The sequence below is a fragment of the Arthrobacter sp. S41 genome (assembly GCF_004320535.1).
GTDB lineage: Bacteria > Actinomycetota > Actinomycetes > Actinomycetales > Micrococcaceae > Glutamicibacter.
Map to the genome: position 1 here is coordinate 1,349,499 of NZ_SIHY01000001.1, position 12,383 is coordinate 1,361,881.

14 protein-coding genes and 1 tRNA gene are annotated in these 12,383 nt (G+C 54.7%); 6 read left to right on the forward strand and 9 right to left on the reverse strand.

What is annotated here, in order from left to right; translation table 11 throughout:
- Positions 1 to 100: 100 nt before the first annotated feature.
- The 4 genes from rplK to EYR88_RS06190 form a co-directional block, all read right to left on the reverse strand.
- Positions 101 to 532, reverse strand: coding sequence for a 50S ribosomal protein L11 (rplK, locus tag EYR88_RS06175; RefSeq protein WP_022874150.1), 432 nt, complete (start codon positions 530 to 532; stop codon positions 101 to 103).
- Between the two features lie 130 nt (positions 533 to 662).
- A complete protein-coding gene (gene nusG / locus EYR88_RS06180) occupies positions 663 to 1,499 on the reverse strand; it encodes a transcription termination/antitermination protein NusG (RefSeq protein WP_131088800.1) in 837 nt (278 codons plus the stop codon).
- 72 nt (positions 1,500 to 1,571) lie between these two features.
- Positions 1,572 to 1,820 (reverse strand): preprotein translocase subunit SecE, encoded by a 249-nt coding sequence (gene secE / locus EYR88_RS06185; protein ID WP_131088801.1) that lies wholly within the window; start codon positions 1,818 to 1,820, stop codon positions 1,572 to 1,574.
- A 117-nt stretch (positions 1,821 to 1,937) separates the two neighbouring features.
- Positions 1,938 to 2,010: transfer RNA gene (locus EYR88_RS06190), tRNA-Trp, on the reverse strand.
- Positions 2,011 to 2,282: 272 nt separating this feature from the next.
- Between EYR88_RS06190 and EYR88_RS06195 the strand changes: the two genes are divergently transcribed.
- Positions 2,283 to 3,482, forward strand: a complete 1,200-nt coding sequence (locus EYR88_RS06195) for a pyridoxal phosphate-dependent aminotransferase (RefSeq protein WP_131088802.1) — start codon at positions 2,283 to 2,285, stop codon at positions 3,480 to 3,482.
- 80 nt (positions 3,483 to 3,562) lie between these two features.
- On the opposite strand, the gene EYR88_RS06200 is transcribed toward EYR88_RS06195, so the two are convergent.
- Both EYR88_RS06200 and EYR88_RS06205 read right to left on the reverse strand, forming a co-directional pair.
- Positions 3,563 to 4,231 carry a response regulator transcription factor gene (locus EYR88_RS06200; protein ID WP_131088803.1) on the reverse strand — a complete coding sequence of 223 codons (669 nt, stop codon included), beginning with the start codon at positions 4,229 to 4,231 and terminating at the stop codon, positions 3,563 to 3,565.
- A complete protein-coding gene (locus tag EYR88_RS06205; RefSeq protein WP_131088804.1) occupies positions 4,228 to 5,493 on the reverse strand; it encodes an ATP-binding protein in 1,266 nt (421 codons plus the stop codon). Before EYR88_RS06205 ends, EYR88_RS06200 begins: the two co-directional genes overlap by 4 nt.
- 126 nt (positions 5,494 to 5,619) lie before the next feature.
- On the opposite strand from EYR88_RS06205, the gene EYR88_RS06210 reads away from it, so the two are divergent.
- The 4 genes from EYR88_RS06210 (at position 5,620) to EYR88_RS06225 (ending at position 8,776) form a co-directional block, all read left to right on the forward strand.
- Positions 5,620 to 6,945 (forward strand): PspC domain-containing protein, encoded by a 1,326-nt coding sequence (locus EYR88_RS06210; protein WP_131088805.1) that lies wholly within the window; start codon positions 5,620 to 5,622, stop codon positions 6,943 to 6,945.
- A gap of 13 nt (positions 6,946 to 6,958) precedes the next feature.
- A complete protein-coding gene (locus EYR88_RS06215; RefSeq protein ID WP_131088806.1) occupies positions 6,959 to 7,207 on the forward strand; it encodes a hypothetical protein in 249 nt (82 codons plus the stop codon).
- A 40-nt stretch (positions 7,208 to 7,247) separates the two neighbouring features.
- Positions 7,248 to 7,490 (forward strand): PspC domain-containing protein, encoded by a 243-nt coding sequence (locus EYR88_RS06220; protein WP_131088807.1) that lies wholly within the window; start codon positions 7,248 to 7,250, stop codon positions 7,488 to 7,490.
- 257 nt (positions 7,491 to 7,747) lie between these two features.
- Entirely contained in the window at positions 7,748 to 8,776 is a 1,029-nt protein-coding gene (locus EYR88_RS06225) for a 6-phosphofructokinase (RefSeq protein WP_131088808.1), read from the forward strand.
- A gap of 82 nt (positions 8,777 to 8,858) precedes the next feature.
- Here EYR88_RS06225 and EYR88_RS06230 read toward each other — a convergent pair whose 3' ends face one another.
- The 3 genes from EYR88_RS06230 to EYR88_RS06240 all read right to left on the reverse strand — a co-directional run bounded on the left by EYR88_RS06230 (position 8,859) and on the right by EYR88_RS06240 (position 11,576).
- Entirely contained in the window at positions 8,859 to 9,941 is a 1,083-nt protein-coding gene (locus EYR88_RS06230) for a folate-binding protein YgfZ (RefSeq protein ID WP_131088809.1), read from the reverse strand.
- A 2-nt stretch (positions 9,942 to 9,943) separates the two neighbouring features.
- Positions 9,944 to 10,558, reverse strand: a complete 615-nt coding sequence (locus tag EYR88_RS06235; RefSeq protein ID WP_131088810.1) for an FABP family protein — start codon at positions 10,556 to 10,558, stop codon at positions 9,944 to 9,946.
- Positions 10,559 to 10,835: 277 nt separating this feature from the next.
- Positions 10,836 to 11,576, reverse strand: coding sequence for a hypothetical protein (locus tag EYR88_RS06240; RefSeq protein ID WP_131088811.1), 741 nt, complete (start codon positions 11,574 to 11,576; stop codon positions 10,836 to 10,838).
- 126 nt (positions 11,577 to 11,702) lie between these two features.
- Between EYR88_RS06240 and EYR88_RS06245 the strand changes: the two genes are divergently transcribed.
- Entirely contained in the window at positions 11,703 to 12,371 is a 669-nt protein-coding gene (locus tag EYR88_RS06245) for a response regulator transcription factor (protein WP_131088812.1), read from the forward strand.
- The last annotated feature ends 12 nt before the right edge of the window (positions 12,372 to 12,383 follow it).

Sequence of the window (12,383 nt, forward strand, 5' to 3'; positions counted from 1 at the left end):
ACCGCGCGCGGTCCTGCCACGGGCGAATCGATCTATGGATCGTCTCGCCTTAGATTAAATTCTGATTTGCTATCCAACAGGTGAACAGCGGAAGGCGGAATTAGCCTTCTACGGTGACACCCATGGAGCGAGCGGTACCTGCGATGATCTTTGCTGCAGCAGCAAGATCGTTAGCGTTCAGGTCAGCCATCTTAGCGGTGGCGATTTCCTCAACCTGTGCCTGGGTAAGGTTTGCAACCTTCAGGGACTGTGGGGTACCCGAACCCTTAGCAACGCCAGCAGCCTTCTTGATCAGCTCAGCTGCAGGAGGAGTCTTGGTGATGAAAGTGAACGAACGGTCTTCGTATACGGTGATTTCAACTGGAATCACGTTACCGCGCTGCGACTCAGTCGCTGCGTTGTAAGCCTTGCAGAATTCCATGATGTTGACGCCGTGCTGACCAAGTGCTGGACCGATTGGTGGAGCTGGGTTAGCAGCACCTGCCTGGATCTGCAGCTTGATGAGTCCGGTGACCTTTTTCTTTGGGGCCATGTCGGGTCCTTCTTACTCTTGCGTTTCCCGCAGCACAGGAGCGTGGTACGGGGATCTGGCTATCGTGGCGCGACAGCCAAACGTGCCCTCACATCGATAAGCGACCGATACGGGGCACGAAGACTTAATACTACTGGATCTTATTGACCTGGTTGAAGTTCAGGGTCACTGGGGTTTCGCGTTCGAAGATCGAAACCAGAACAACCAGCTGAGCCGAATCCAGCTTGATCTCGGAGATCGTGGCCGGCATCGTTTCGAATGGACCATCGTTGACGATGACCGATTCTCCAACCTCAAAGTCCACGGTGACCTCAGTGATTGGGGCACGGCCAGGCTTGGAAGCCGATGGCTGCTCCACTGGGTCAACCACAGTGTGCTCAAGCATGGAGAAGACTTCGTCCAAGCTCAATGGGTTTGGATCATGGGCGTTGCCAACAAAACCGGTGACACCTGGAGTGTGGCGAACAACACCCCACGAAGCGTCGGTGAGTTCCATACGAACCAGAACGTAGCCCGGGATGCGAACACGGCGAACAATCTTACGCTGAGTGTTCTTGACCTCTACGACTTCTTCCATTGGTACCTGGATGTCGTAGATGAACTCTTCCATATCCTGAGTCTGGATACGGGTTTCAAGGTTCACCTTTACGCGGTTTTCGTAACCAGCGTAGGTGTGAATAACAAACCAGTCACCTGGCAGGCGGCGCAGCTTCGAGCGGAATTCTTCCTTGAGGCGTGCAACCTTGGTTTCGCCGTCTTCTTCAACTTCGGCTTCTTCATCCGAGGTTCCAGCATCGGCTTCGTCGGCTTCAACGTCTGAGACCTCAGCGTCATCAGCATCTTCGGCTGGGGCTTCGGTCAGCTCGGTTTCAACCTCAGCGGCTGGATCTACCTGAGCGCTGTCGGCTTCAACGAACTCGTTTTCGACCTCGTCATTAATCTGCGGTTCGAGTTCCTTGTCGGACACTGCAGCTCCTGCTTTCTTTGACTGAATGACACTAAATTGCCTCGGGGCGATTATACCTCCGAGGCAACTAAATTACTGTTCTACCTGTTTAGTGAACAGGAGGATCGAACCCTGCCCGAAGACGAAGTCCAGGGCCGTCACGATCAGCATCACCACAACAACAAATCCAACAACCACCAAGAAGTAGTTGAGCAATTCGCTACGGGTTGGGGTGACAACCTTCTTAAGTTCCGCGATTACCTGTCGGATGAACAGCATGATTCGGGCGAAAAAGCCCGACTTCTGCTTACCGTTACCGGAGTTAAGAGCAGATTCGGTCACGTTCTTCCTCGTTTCAATTTTTTTGGCCAGTTGAAACAATCACGGTGCGTCGTAGCCTGACCGACCACAACACACCGTGACGTGAGATAATTCGCTGAGCGATAAATCGCTGCTGCGCAGGGCAGACAGGACTCGAACCTGCAACCTGCGGTTTTGGAGACCGCTGCGCTACCAATTGCGCCACTACCCTTCGAGCTTTTCTCAGCTCTGATTACTTAGAACATCGTACCGGATGAAACCCTTGGGCTGATCCGCTGCAATGTCTGAGCAACGAGAAATAACTTTACGCAACGAAATCACAATTGTCGAACTGACAACCCTCGGTGTGGCGCAGAACGCATGGAACAGCGGCTGGCGTCAGTGTGTTTATGTCATTTTCACTCACGCTCTGAGAATCTTGCACATGGGGAACTAAACTTGGTTTTAACAGCTCTCCCCATAACCAACAGGACGAACTTTTACATGTCTCGTATTTCACGCCGCATCGGCGCCATCTCTGAATCCGCGACCCTTGCAGTGGACGCCAAGGCCAAGGCCTTGAAAGCCGCAGGACGCCCAGTCATCGGGTTCGGTGCCGGTGAGCCTGACTTCCCAACGCCTGACTACATTGTTGACGCTGCGCTCAAGGCTGCAGTTGATCCAAAGAACCACCGCTACTCCCCCGCAGCCGGTCTGCCAGAATTGCGTGAAGCAATTGCCGCAAAGACACTGCGCGATTCCGGCTACGAGATCTCTGCATCCCAGGTACTGGTCACCAACGGTGGTAAGCAGGCCGTATACAACACCTTCGCCACCTTGTTGGATCCAGGAGACGAAGTGATCGTCCCTGCTCCGTTCTGGACCACCTACCCTGAAGCAATCCAGCTGGCCGGTGGCAAGGCAGTATCGATCTTTGCCGGTCCTGAACAGGGCTACAAGGTCACCATCGAGCAGCTCGAATCGGTATTGACCGAACGCACCAAGGTATTGCTGTTCGTTTCTCCTTCAAACCCAACCGGCGCCGTGTACTCACCTGAGCAGGTTCGCGAGATCGGCCAGTGGGCTGCGTCCAAGGGCTTGTGGGTTGTCACCGACGAAATCTATGAACACCTGACCTATGGCGATGCAAGCTTCAGCTCCATTGCTACTTTGGCTCCAGAGCTTGAAGACCGCGTGGTCATCCTCAACGGTGTTGCTAAGACCTACGCTATGACCGGTTGGCGTGTGGGATGGATGGCCGGTCCAGCCGATGTCATCAAGGCTGCTACCAACTTGCAGTCGCACGCTACCTCCAACGTGGCCAACGTATCCCAGCGCGCAGCACTAGCTGCTGTTGCCGGACCACTAGATGCAGTGAACGAAATGAAGACTGCCTTTAACCGTCGCCGCTTGGCGATCGTTGAAGGGCTGAACGCTATTGACGGACTGCACTGCCCAACTCCTGAGGGTGCGTTCTACGCTTACTCGGATGTTCGTGGCCTGCTCGGTCGCGAAATCCGTGGCGTTGTTAACAACACCAGCGCCGAGCTGGCTGCCTTCATTCTGGAACAGGCTGAAGTTGCCGTTGTTCCGGGTGAAGCTTTTGGTCCTTCCGGCTACATCCGCATGTCCTACGCACTGGGTGACGCGGATCTTGCCGAGGGTGTTGCGCGTCTGGCCAATCTTTTGGGTGACGCGAAGTAACTGATCGAGTCACTACACAAGGGCGGGGTACCAAGCATTGCTTGGTACCCCGCCCTTGGTGCATCTGCTGAAGCTAGGTATTAGAGGATCTTGCGGTCCACTGCCCAACGGGTCAGTTCATGCCTATTGGAAAGCTGTAGTTTGCGCAAAACGTTAGAGACGTGTGATTCTACGGTCTTGACCGAGATAAACAGTTCTTTTGCAACTTCCTTGTAGCTGTAGCCACGAGCAATCAGGCGCATCACCTGTAGTTCTCTGTCTGAGAGCAGATCTAGCTCTTCATCAATCTCGGATACCGCCGTACTACTGCCAAAAGCGTCAAGGACAAAGCCAGCCAAACGTGGCGAAAAGACGGCATCTCCAGCAGCTACACGCCGCACGGCATCAGAGATGTCAGCCCCCGAGATGCTCTTGGTGACATAGCCTCGGGCGCCAGCACGAATCACGGTCACCACATCTTGAGCGGCATCAGAAACACTCAGCGCCAAGAATTTGGTGGTGCCCAGTAGGTCGGCGCAATTTTTCAGAACCTCGGCTCCCCCACCAGCGCGCCCACCGGGAAGGTGCACGTCCAGTAAAACCACGTCTGGCTGTTTCTCGGTGATCACGGCAATGGCTTCTTCAACGGTTCCAGCTTCACCAACGATCTGCATATCACTGGCAAGATCTGCTTTGAGTCCAGAACGGAAAATTGCATGATCGTCCACCAGGACTACGCGATAGCTCTGAGTACTGTTCTCGATGCTCATGATGTTTGTTCTTCCTGCGTTGTGCTTCGTGGCATGCTCAGCTGCACTTCGGTCCCAGTTTCACTGCTTCGTATCTGCGCTGTTCCACCCGCGCGCTGCATGCGGCCAATAATTGATTCGCGGACGCCGTGACGGTCCTCGGGAACATCTTCCACGTTGAAGCCTTCCCCACGGTCACGGATAAAGACTTCCACGGATTCTTCAGAACACTCCAGATACACCGAGATCTTTCCCTCGGCATGTTTGGCAGCATTCATCATCGCTTCCCTGGCGGCCGCCACTAATGCTTGCTGACCGTCAAAGCCTTGAGCATTGCCCACAGCAATGACTTCAACGTCGCGCAGCAGTAACTGCTCAATGTCATTGGCTTCATGTTGGACTTCAACTACTACATCTTCATCGTTTAGGTCTTGGTTGCCATAGAGCCACTGACGTAATTCACGTTCTTGGATCCTTGCCAAGGTCCTGACTGCGGCCGGGTCATCACTGCGTTTTTGGATCACGGCCAAAGTTTGCAACACCGAGTCGTGCAAGTGGGCAGCAAATTCTGCACGTTGCGCGGCTGCTTGACGTGAACTGCGCTCCGCGAGGAAGTCGCGCCAGAGCCGAGTACCCCAAGGCAAGAGAACGATAACTGCCCCGGCAATAATGGCCAATGCGGCCCACATGCCTCCGAGCAAATCTGAGATTCCCACCGAGCCACTGAGGATGGTCAGCAGTCCACCGATCACCAGGATCAGCCCTAGACCCATGCGAATCAGAACCGGGCGGGAGTTTTTCTTGGCCGCTTGCGTCGCTTGCTCATCAAGTTGCAACCAAGCCAAAAGAATTCCGGCAAGAATTCCAATGCCCGGCCAGATCAGATCCCAGCGAATATTCCATCCGGACCATTGAGCCAGCGCGAGCACCGAAAGAACCAGCAGCCCGCTACCGATAAGAATCTCGCGCCACGAAGAGTTTGTCTCCAAGCCCTCGCGTGAACGGAAAATCCCCTGCTGTACCCGAGTCATCTCCTCGGCCAAGCTGCGCGTGCGGGTACCCCAGGAACGGATTTCATCGGCTTGCGCTTCTTCAGCGCTGGGCACAAATACCCAGAGCCATGCATAAAGGACTGCGCCGATTCCCCCGAGAGCGGTCAGTGCGATAAAGCCCAAGCGTACATAGTTCAGCGGAATACCCAAATGCGCTGAGAGCCCACCACTGACGCCAGCGATCATACGCTTCTCGCTGCGCACCAAGAGGCTTCGTTCGGGACTTTCCATAGTTCTAAGTCAAGCACGTTATGCCCGACTTTTGGTGTTTGATCAGCACATCTAGGGTGACCCCTAGGGCAAATTCAGGGTATCCCCTCATAGCGGTGAGCGGTGATCACACGAGAACATAGAAGCATGAACAATTCGGAGTCCGGGCGTCGAGGCTTTTTTATCCAGCTGGGCAAGTCACCCTTTATCCGCAAGGAATCACGGTGGCTTGGTGGCGTCGCTACGGGAATAGCAGATTACTTCAAGATCGACGTGATCTTGGCGCGTGGCATCGTTGTTGTGCTCAGCTTCCTCGGTGGCCTGGGGTTGATCCTTTACGGTTTGGCCTGGGCGTTGCTGCCAGATGAGCAGGGACGAATCCATCTAGAGCAAGCGATGAAGAAGGACTGGACCAGCGGGATGACTGGGGCAACGATTGTTGTTTTCTTAGGCATCTTTCCCGCTCAGTGGATCTTGGATTCCGTGACACCGGTCGTGTGGCCTATAGCCATAGCGGCGGCGGTCTTGTTCATTATTTTCAGTCGAAAGAACACGAAGTTCGATAAGCCTCGGCCTTATAAGCCACGGGCGGCGAAGAACTCCACGGATAAAACAGCACACACAACCGCCATGGAGAAAACGTGGCGTGATGACACCCAGAGTTTCAGCAGCAGTGCCGCCGCAGCTCCGGGTGGATCCACTACTGAGAATTTTGATCAGGAGGAAGTCATGGCACCGAGACCGTCTGAGCCTTCAGGGGACAGCTATAGCTACGACTATTCGTACAGTCCCGAGTCGGCTTACACCCACCCCTATACACACCAGAGCGCAAAGCAAAAAGCGATGCGTAAGACACGTCTGGCTGAGCCAATTCCCGGTTGGCTCTCCACCACAGTCATCGGGCTAGTTGTCCTGGTGATGGCCGCAGTGCTGTGTGCGGACTACCTAAACTTCGTACAACTTCCAGGAGCTGGCTGGGGTGTGGCACTGGCAGTGGGTTTGTTGATCACCGGCCTCGCCATTGTTCTGGCCGCAGTAGCTGGACGCACCACCGGCGGGCTGCACGGTATCGCCGTTCCGTTGCTGGTGCTCACCATAGTCTTTTCGGGATCAGCGTTTGGAACCTCGGACCGAGAAGTTGTTCGGTCAGAAGAATCAAGCAATGAATACAGTGCCGTGTTCAGTAAGTCGGATGTGGATCTGACCCACCTGAATTCCATCACTTCTCCGACGACAGTGAAGATCGATTCAGTCTTCTCCCGACTCGATTTGAAACTTCCCTCTGATGTGCCAGTGCAGATCACCAGCGACGGGGTCTTTAATTCCCAGATGGATGGGGAACTGCCTCAGGATAATCGCGACTTCCCAGCGGATGCACCTTTACTAACCGTTGAGCTTGATGGCCTATTCTCGGCCTATGACACGCAAGTGGTCACCTCAACTTCATCCACCAACACGAACCCAGACTTCTAAGGAGTGAACAACCATGAGCACTGATTCTCATCTAGCCAAAAAGTTCCCCACTGGAACTCTGGTCTTCGGGCTGATCTTGATTGTCGTGGCCATCGCAACGCTCAGTCGCACAATGTTGAACTGGAGTTTGGACATGCCACTGTTCTTCATTATCGTGGTGGCCTTCGCCGGACTTGCGATGATCGTTTCAGGACTTTCCTCCGCTGGGAAACGACGACAACGCGAAACCGAGATCCCAGCACCAACTGACCCAAACCTGTAACTCTTCAACCTCACGAACCTCAACTCTAAGGAGCTCGACCATGGACAAGTTCTTCAATTCCCTTCGCGCAATGCCACTACGCCGCGGACCATCGCGTATGGCCGGCGGTATCGCCGGTGGCATTGCTGACAAGTTTGGCTGGGACGTCACCCTGGTGCGAATCGGCCTGTTGCTCTCATTCTTGTTGCCCTTCATTGGCATCGCCGCATACATCGTTGCGTGGATCTTGATTCCTGCACAGGACGACAGCATCATTTTGCAGAATTGGTTACGCAAGTTCTAAGCAGCCAAGATTTCCGCAATGTTTCGCGGATTTCACTTGCATAGCTTCAAAATAAGGACGAGACGCGGTCATTTCGGTGACTTGCAACTCGCCCTTGTGGCTTTAAGCACGTAGACTGTCATGCAGAATTGATGCTCAAAGACGCGCGGCAATTATTTGACATCCCAATGGAAATCTTTGTTGCTCTAGCAACGTTTCAACGAAACTGCGCCCAGCTTGTTGCACGAGGCTTTCCAATCTTTACGAAGCGAGGCCCAATGCGCGTTGGAATCATGACTTCAGGCGGAGACTGCCCAGGTCTTAACGCTGTGATCCGCGGTGCCGTACTCAACGGCATCAAGAGCTACGACTACGAATTCGTAGGTTTCCGGGACGGCTGGCGCGGAGTTAAGGAAGGCGACTTCTTCGAACTTCCACGCACCGCCGTTCGAGGCATCGCCAAGCAGGGTGGCACCATCTTGGGCACCTCACGCACCAACGCTTTTGAAGGTGAGCTAGGCGGAGCTGAAAACATCTCTCGCGTACTCAAAGAAAACAACATTGATGCTTTGATCGCCATTGGCGGCGAAGGTACCTTGGCTGGCGCTCAGCGCCTCTGCGCTGAAGGTCTGCCAATTGTTGGTGTTCCCAAGACCATCGATAATGACTTGGACGCCACCGACTACACCTTCGGTTTTGATACCGCTAACCAGATCGCCGTAGAAGCTATCGACCGTTTGCGTACTACCGGGGACTCCCACCACCGTTGCATGGTGGCCGAAGTAATGGGCCGCCACGTTGGCTGGATTGCCATGCACGCCGGTATGGCTTCAGGTGCTCACGCCATCTTGATTCCCGAGGTTGCTACCCCGATGGAACAGATCTGCGAGTGGGTTGCAGAAGCTCACGAACGTGGACGTGCACCGTTGGTAGTTGTCGCGGAAGGCTTTGTTCCTGAGGGAATGGAAGAGGCCTTCTCGGTGCGTGGTGTGGATACCTTCGGCCGTGCACGCCTCGGCGGCATCGGCGAGATGCTTGCCCCGGTCATTGAAGAACGCACCGGAATTGAAACCCGCGCTACCGTCTTGGGTCATATCCAACGTGGTGGCGTTCCTACCGCTTTTGACCGCGTACTGGCTACCCGTTTGGGCATGGCTGCAGTTGACTCCGTCAACGAGACCGCATGGGGCACCATGGTGGCTCTGCACGGCACCAAGGTGCTGCGTGTGCCACTGCGTGCTGCGCTCAATAACCTTAAGCGTGTGCCAATGGATCGCTACGAAGAAGCAGCAGTACTCTTCGGATAATCTTTAGCACTAGAACATAGGTGAGGCCGAGAATGCATTGCATTCTCGGCCTCACCTATATTCGGATGTTGCGTTGGCAGTACTAGCCCTGTGGAGGGGTGCGCAGGAAGCCGGTAAAGCGTCCAGCGACCTGTCCAGCATCAGGAGTCACGATGACGTCCTGGGTTGCTGGGTAGTTGGTTTCACCGTCAACAACAGTCAGTACGGAATCCGGATCCACATTTCGCTTGATCACGGCCAAGGCAATGGGACCGGCTTCATAGTGCAGGGTGGCTGAGGTGATGTGACCAACGGTCCGCTCCCCCAGCTTGACCTCAGCACCGGTGGACGGGAGCGTGTGCAGCGAACCATCAAGGTCCAAGAAGACAACACGACGTGGTGGATGCCCAATGTTGTGTACTCGGGCCACGGTTTCCTGACCCTTGTAACAACCCTTTTCTAGGTGCACAGCAGTGCGCAACCAGTCCAGTTCATGCGGGATGATCTTCTCGTCAATCTCTGCACCAAAGCGTGGTTCCCAGGCGGCAATGCGCAAGGATTCAACAGCCATCATGCCAGCTAGTTCTTCCTCGGCTACGGCCTGTTCAAGCTGATCAAGAGCAACCACATGCAACAACCACGGACGGTCCTTGCCCGGGTGGTCTTCGCGTGAATACGCCCAACCGCCATTAACTACACCAGGCCAAGGATCTACCCAAACGAGGGATGACGCAGTAGGGATCTGACGAGTTGCAGCCAGCACTCCGTGCGTTGCCGAAAGGTTGTTAACCTCTACTCGCAGCATGAAGCGCATCGAATTCAAGAACTGTTCCAGGGCTGCTCCAGCACCAGGTTCAACGATGAGCACTAGACGGTCCTGGTCAGCCAGCACCTTCATCTCATGTTCAACACGGCCCTGAATTGAAAGCAACAAAGTCTGGGTGCTCTGCGTTGGCTTGAGCGTGGTGATCCGCTGAGTGCTGAGCGTATCAAGCCAGCTCGCGCGGTCCTCGCCACGAATTTCGAGAACATCAAAGTGGCTCAGGTCTGCAATGGCCTGACCTTCAGCCAGCTTGCGGGCTTCACGAGTAGGCGCGCCATAGTGCGCAGCAACGCCGGCATCGACACCGCCGGCTTCAATGGCGCCAGCACGTGAGAGCAAGACCGAGCGGTAAGTTTCGCTCATATCTACTTCACCGAGTTTTCAGTATTCACGCGCTTGAGCGCGGCCGAAGCGTGAGCTTTCAGATCAAGATTGCCTTGGGATACATCCCAGCGCCAGAACAGTTCACCGTTAACCAACCCGTAGATGCGGGTTGAGGAAGCATATTCTTTGGCGTTCTTACTGCGTAGCAGTCCTTCGGTGGCCAGCTGAATGCGTGGGCCATCAATGAGTCCGTAGTACAGCTCAGAAAGCCCACCTGGGTGCACGATGTGCGCCTGAATCTTGAAGCCCTCATCGGTGTGCAACTTCTGAACGTCGTCAGCTGAACGCAACACTGGGAAGATATCCCCCGGAGTCATGCCAGGGCCTGCATCAGCTTCTTGCTGCTTGCGATCCAAGGACCAGAAGCCGTTTTCTACGGCAAGGATTCGTAGCTTAGTTCCGTCGGCTTCGGTGAGCCATGCTTCGCTACGGTATTCAAGGTAGGGGGCACCAACATCACGGAAGGTGACTTGTTGCCAAAAGTATTCGTCCTCGGCTTCGCCGTCGCCTAGTCGGCCCGCACCTTCCCAGGTGCCAATGAGCCAAGCGAAAGGTACTAGTTCCGGGGTGAGGTCCGTTGGGAGATCAAATGCCATGGACTACTCGCTTCCTCTAATTCATTGGTGAAATGAAAAACAGCGCACACGTTATTGTGTGCGCTGCTTTTGCTTTTGACCTACTTCTGACCCTGGAAGAGACGCTTTACTACCAAGCCTGCAAAGCCCGCCATACCAAGACCGGCGATCACAACGAGTGCCTGGAAGAAAATTTCGAGTGCAAGATAATTTTCATTCATGGCTTCATCTTAGCGCGATACCGAGGAGAACTTCGACACGCGTGACGTAGCCCGCACTCAGTTGTTTCATTTCGTTTCTAGATGAACGCCAAAACTTCCATGACGTACCAACTCGAAGCACCGCTGAGCAAGATGATTCCCGAGGACAGCCCCAGAATTCCGCTGAGGTTGCGCACACTTCGACTGGCCAATGCCAGCGCTCGTAATGAGCCGACAAGAAGTCCGGCAATCAGTCCCATAGCGGCACCTTGGTACCACAGAATGTCTACCGGTAGAGCGCTGGCCGCAGCTCCCAAGGCAACTGCCACCAAGGGTGCCAGGATCATCGTGATGCGGTTAGGAAGGCGGGTGACCACAATGGCTCCGGCGCCCAACAATGCACTGACCGTCACGACCGCGATGCCAAAACCGTAGGAAACTTCGGCGCTGGCAGACCAGGCTGATCCCAAGACGCCAAGCACCATGCCGGTGACTCCTGAGACCACGCCAGCTAGCCGTCCTTCGGCCTCCGCACCGCGAAGAACCTGAGAGATAAACACCAGCAGTACGCCCACCGCGATGACTTCCACACCGTGTGACATCACAGAGGATCCGGGCATAAACAGCGTCGCGGAGGTGGCCGCCAGTGAACAAATAGCAATGATGATTGAAATGGGCCACGGTGCATCGGAGCGGACCATTCGAGGCCAAGTGAACGCAAAAATCAGCTGTAATATTGCGGTCACGAGACCCATCGGCCACGACAGTGTCGAAGGGCTTGCGGCCCCGGCCAATAGGGCAGCAGCGACGAACCCGCACAATAAGACTTTGATTCTCAAACTAAGTTTCCTGACGGTAATGTGTCTGCATCTGCGTGTTCACATGCATGATTCAAGTGATTCTTTCCTTATACTGTGACACGTAAAGATCATTTATTCGCAACAACTTGGTAGGAGGACGACCTATTGGCCCACCTACTGCTACTTAGCAATCATGCCGAAAACGCGGCCGAAGTTCTTCCCGCGCTCGAATTACTACTGCATGAGATTTCTTTCCTTCCTGCAACCACCGAATCGCTGAGTCAGGTTCCAGAATGTGACGCTGTGATTTTGGACGCTCGCACCGACCTGATTCCAGCCCGTTCGCTGGCACAGATCCTGCATGCAAACCTGCACCTTCCGCTACTGCTGGTTGTCAGTGAAGGCGCGTTGGGTATTTTGAATTCCGAATGGCATGCCGCTGATTTCCTTTTGCCTTCGGCTATTCCGGCTGAACTTGATGCTCGCATCCGACTGATGCTCGCAGCGATCCCAGAAGCATCAGTAGCACCGGTGGCTGCCGAAAACACCACGGGACTGCGCATCGATGAGCTCAGCTACACGGCTCGGATTGATAACCGCATGTTGGATCTGACGTACAAGGAATTTGAGCTGCTCAAGTACCTAGCTCAGTTCCCTGGTCGAGTCTTCACCCGCGAGCAGCTGCTGCACGAGGTCTGGGGCTACGACTACTACGGAGGCACTCGCACGGTGGACGTTCACGTTCGTCGCCTGCGCGCCAAATTGGGCACTGATCACGAACAACTCATCGGAACAGTTCGTAACGTCGGCTACCGTTTCCATACCGAATCATAACTTTCAGCTAAT

Bases quoted from the DNA above. Each gene is read 5' to 3' on its own strand.
- EYR88_RS06195 (WP_131088802.1), top strand. From the start codon at position 2,283: ATGTCTCGTATTTCACGCCGCATCGGCGCCATCTCTGAATCCGCGACC.
- EYR88_RS06220 (WP_131088807.1), top strand. From the start codon at position 7,248: ATGGACAAGTTCTTCAATTCCCTTCGCGCAATGCCACTACGCCGCGGA.
- EYR88_RS06205 (WP_131088804.1), bottom strand. From the start codon at position 5,493: ATGGAAAGTCCCGAACGAAGCCTCTTGGTGCGCAGCGAGAAGCGTATG.
- EYR88_RS06235 (WP_131088810.1), bottom strand. From the start codon at position 10,558: ATGGCATTTGATCTCCCAACGGACCTCACCCCGGAACTAGTACCTTTC.
- EYR88_RS06200 (WP_131088803.1), bottom strand. From the start codon at position 4,231: ATGAGCATCGAGAACAGTACTCAGAGCTATCGCGTAGTCCTGGTGGAC.
- EYR88_RS06215 (WP_131088806.1), top strand. From the start codon at position 6,959: ATGAGCACTGATTCTCATCTAGCCAAAAAGTTCCCCACTGGAACTCTG.
- EYR88_RS06210 (WP_131088805.1), top strand. From the start codon at position 5,620: ATGAACAATTCGGAGTCCGGGCGTCGAGGCTTTTTTATCCAGCTGGGC.
- EYR88_RS06225 (WP_131088808.1), top strand. From the start codon at position 7,748: ATGCGCGTTGGAATCATGACTTCAGGCGGAGACTGCCCAGGTCTTAAC.
- rplK (WP_022874150.1), bottom strand. From the start codon at position 532: ATGGCCCCAAAGAAAAAGGTCACCGGACTCATCAAGCTGCAGATCCAG.
- EYR88_RS06230 (WP_131088809.1), bottom strand. From the start codon at position 9,941: ATGAGCGAAACTTACCGCTCGGTCTTGCTCTCACGTGCTGGCGCCATT.